Origin of the sequence: Leptothoe sp. PORK10 BA2, from assembly GCF_034932105.1 — a bacterium.
Lineage (GTDB): Bacteria > Cyanobacteriota > Cyanobacteriia > Phormidesmidales > Phormidesmidaceae > Leptothoe.
The window spans coordinates 1-4,205 of sequence record NZ_JAYGIG010000107.1 but is presented as its reverse complement, the minus strand read 5'-3'; the positions used below and the strand labels follow the sequence as shown (position 1 = coordinate 4,205).

Sequence of the window (4,205 nt, the reverse complement as noted above, 5' to 3'; positions counted from 1 at the left end):
TCCATAATGGAACTGGCTGATTGTAATGGTTTCAGCCAGTTTCGGACATTCCAGACCGTTTGGGTACTGGGATGTTCTTTTTTAGAGACTTTCACCAGTTAGAGATGAACTTCGCACTGTCCAGTTTACATTGCCTGACGGTAATTCACTTTTTGCCGAGGTTGATGAACCTTCAGAGAACGATGGGAGAGTAGGTTTAGGTTTAAATCCGACTGAGATGGCAACCAAAGCTCAGAAGACCTTTGAGCAAGCTCTAGAGAATGTTCAACCTGTTGCTTCTATAATCATCGGTAAGTTACGTCAGCTTGATCAACCAGCCGACGAGGTAGAAGTCAAATTTGGCATAAAACTTACGGCTGAGGCTGGAGCTGTTATAGCCATGGCTGGCGGCGAGGTAAACTATGAAATTACATTGAAATGGAAACAGGATAAAGCTTAATGACAGAAGCAATAAAGAAATCTATTGTTCGCCTTCGTAATAAGAGTGAAAAATATATTGGAGCTGGCACTTTAGTATCGTGTAAACATGTTCTAACTTGCGCTCATGTTGTTGCTGATGCATTGGGATTACCAAGAACCGTTCAGGAAAAACCTGAGGAACAAGTTACTTTGGATTTTCCTTTCATTGCCTCAGGAAAAATAATAACGGCGAAAGTTGTTTTTTGGTTGCCCGTGCAATTACATCAGTCAGAATTTTTGCCGGAGGACATTGCCTTATTAGAGTTAGATGAGCTAGCCCCAGAACAAGCAAAACCTTCTAAATTCGGTGTAGTCACGGTTAAGAAATCTGACTGGACTGATGGAGGGCATATTGATTCTCCTAGTTCTCGTTACGAATGGGATGAGCATTACATCCCTACCGCATCAGATTTAGAAGGGCACTCTTTTGAAGTCTGTGGTTTTCCTGCTGGAAATCTTCATGGTGTATGGGCAAAAGGAATTCTCACTAAAGAAACAGCAAACGGTTGGATTCAGATTGAAGCTACCGGACAAGAAGGATATCAAATTGAACCTGGTTTTAGCGGAGCACCTATTTGGGACAAAGAGCTTCAGGGAGTAGTTGGACTTACAGTTTCAACTGATCCAAGGCGGCCACAAGTAAGGGTTGGATTTATAATTCCAACTCAGGTTTTGTATAAAGCCTATCCTAAATTAGACGGTATTGATCTGGAAGCTAGAAAGGAGTTGCTATCTGAGACTGCTGAGAAATATGAAAAGCTATTTTCCGAAGTCTTTCCGTCTGAATTACCTTTTAGATTAGATGATAAAGCTGAAGCTACTTTACGACCATTACGCAATGAGATAGAAGAGCTATTAAAACAAGACGATCTGAAGCATCTTGAGTATTCCTTGAGTCCCGAGAGAATCGAAAATCCAGTTATTTCTAAACGCCTTAGAAAATACTCTGATGTTGGTATTGATTACTCAGTTTTATCATTTTTACTAGAAACGAATCGGTGGAAAGATGCTGATATTGAAACCCTTCGGATTATAGTTGAGATAATTCTTCGTCTTCAAATGTCGTCAGATAATTATCATCAGCCCACTCTAGAGAAATCCATGAAGAAACGATTGCAGAGTGGAGAGATATTCAATGCTGAAGAAATTAATAATTTGCCCTGTAAAGATTTGAATACTATAGACAAGCTATGGACTGAAAACAGCCAAGGAAAATTCGGTTTCAGTGTTCAAAAGGATTTGTGGACACATATCAATCAGGAGAGTAACTTTACTAATGAAGCATTTCGCAAGTTTGGTGAGCGAGTGGGTTGGTGTAAACCTCAAAAAATTGAGGAGAGAGTAGTTGCTCTGGCTGAGGGCGTTAAGAGATTTTTAAGCTTTAAACTTCGTGGAGAAAAGAAAGTTTCTATAGAGCAAGACGAGATTACTTTAGGAGGATGGTTATCCTACGAGAAAATAGCTTCTGCCCAGACTCCTTTACCAGGATGCTTCCCACTGAAAGCTTCTGTTGGTGTTGGCATTAATTTCTCTCTAGCCTCTCTAGGTGATACAGGATTTGTTGTTTATACAACAAATTTTGATACAAAGTGGTACGGGGGAAAGGTTCGCTCTCAAAGGTGGCAATTGTTTGGTACAGGTAGATCTGGTAGTTCCTACCTAAAGGACATATTTATGCGCCTCAATGCTTGTTCGCGTTAAACGTGTTTCAAAGTCTATAAGGTTTGAAATCAGAACAAAAATATTCACTAGGTTTCAAACATTAGCAATCATGCCTTGAAGGCAGGCTAATCGGGATAGGGAGTGCGATTCGTTGCAGACGAATAACGGTGCAAGCCCGTAAATAACTCTGCCAGCTTGGCTTCCAAACATGAAGCACTCTAAAGAGCTGAACTGTCCTAATGATGAGGGTGAAAGCCCCTTCCATCAAACTCGGATGTGACTCCTGATCTGCCCACGATGACCCGACTCGGAATTCGGGAGGTCGAAGCTGGGAGCAGGGCGCAATCAGACACTCATTGCAAGTGACACTGGCGCTAATAGGGAGTTCCCACGGTGAAACAGAGCCTAGAAAAGCGACTTACCCGAAAGCAGACGCAATCCAAAAGTCTGACTTCGCCAGAGATTAGTATCCCGCCGCATCCTTTCCTAGATATCGGCACGAGTCAGGGGTTCTGGCAGTTGAATTGGCTCCACCTAACGGAACAAAAGAATCATCAGGACGGAACGAATAAAAACGAGACTGAGGTCTATGGGCGGTCACACTCATAGTAGGCCAGACGAGCGGATGAACTCCTCAAACTCGGGTAGGACAAGATGTAATTATCTTGAGGTATTCAGCGTAAATCCATTAGAGTAGACCATGATTAGACACAGCAGTAATGCTAGTGAATTGTGGAAAGGGTTAAGCTGGAAGAAATTCCGTCGAGACCTCTTCCGGCTACAAAGACGAGTTTACAAAGCAGTTTCAGTTGGGGACAAGCGGAAAGCCCGGTCACTCCAAAAGCTGATATTCAAGTCCCGAGCCGCCATCCTATTGGCGATTCGACAAGTGACACAACTCAACGCGGGAAAAAAAACTGCGGGTATCGATGGCAAAGCGTTCCTCTCATTTGAGGAACGCCTAAATCTAGTTAAAGAACTTAGAGCCAAGGGTACCACGTGGAAACACCAAGGCCTAAGGGAAATTCCAATCCCAAAAAAGGATGGAACAATCCGAATGTTAAAAGTGCCCACTATCGCAGATAGAGCTTGGCAATGTCTAGCCAAGTACGCTTTGGAACCAGCCCACGAAGCAACCTTTCATGCTAGAAGCTACGGATTCAGATTGAGTAGGGCTGCGCACGATGCACAGAAGTACTTATTCCTCAATCTACGCTCAGCCTGTCACGGAATCGAGAAACGAGTCATCGAACTCGATATTGAAAAATGCTTCGACCGGATTAATCACGAATCCATCCTGACCAACCTGATCGCTCCTTCGAGCCTAAAGCTCGGAATTTTCCGATGCCTCAAGGCAGGGACCCAGGTTGGATTCCCTCATCAGGGAACACCACAAGGCGGAGTGGTTAGTCCGCTACTAGCCAACATTGCCTTGAACGGGATTGAGACTATCCACCCATCCGTCCGGTATGCGGACGACATGATCTTCATTCTCAAACCCCAAGACAATGCCGAGGAAATACTGGTCAAAATCCGTGAATTCCTCGCTGCTAGGGGGATGAATATTAGCGAAAAGAAGACTCGGGTAACAGCAATGATAGATGGGTTTGACTTCCTCGGCTGGCACTTCAAAGTGCACGGCAACGGTAAGTTTAGAAGTGTCCCTTCAGTGGACAACTATAAAGCTTTTCGTAAGAAAGTAAAAACCATCGTCAACAACTCAAACTATGGTGCGATAGTCAAAGCCAAGAAATTAGCTCCTATCGTCAGAGGGTGGAGAAACTATCATAAGTTCTGTAAAATGAACGGTAGCAGGAACTCATTGTTCCACATCCAAGCCCGAGCTTATAAAGTGTTCAACAAGGAACCTAAACAGAATCGCTACACCAGCAAATTCCTGCTGGGAGAAGCATTCCCATCGGTTCCTTACTCTGAAAACAAGCATATCAATGTCAAATGCATATTCACCTGACTTCGGCAGGCATTCACACCTAACTTCGGCGGTTAAGTCAGCCTTAACTTCGGCAGGGTGATCTCGGCAGACATCTGAGAGTGATTATAGGTTGAATTGAAACTGAAGAAAC

Annotated in this window: 2 protein-coding genes and 1 pseudogene; all 3 read left to right on the top strand. The window is 43.6% G+C overall.

The annotated features are described in order from the left end of the window. The first annotated feature begins 130 nt into the window (after window positions 1-130). Window positions 131-439, top strand: a complete 309-nt coding sequence (locus VB741_RS14745; protein WP_323365944.1) for a CU044_2847 family protein — start codon at window positions 131-133, stop codon at window positions 437-439. Then, window positions 439-2,160: a GUN4 domain-containing protein gene (locus tag VB741_RS14740; RefSeq protein ID WP_323365943.1), complete on the top strand. Its 1,722-nt coding sequence runs from the start codon at window positions 439-441 to the stop codon at window positions 2,158-2,160. The genes VB741_RS14745 and VB741_RS14740 overlap by 1 nt, the downstream gene beginning before the upstream one ends. Before the next feature lie 661 nt (window positions 2,161-2,821). Beyond that, window positions 2,822-4,078 (top strand): annotated as a pseudogene (locus tag VB741_RS14735) (reverse transcriptase domain-containing protein); the annotation flags it as partial. Window positions 4,079-4,205: the final 127 nt, after the last annotated feature.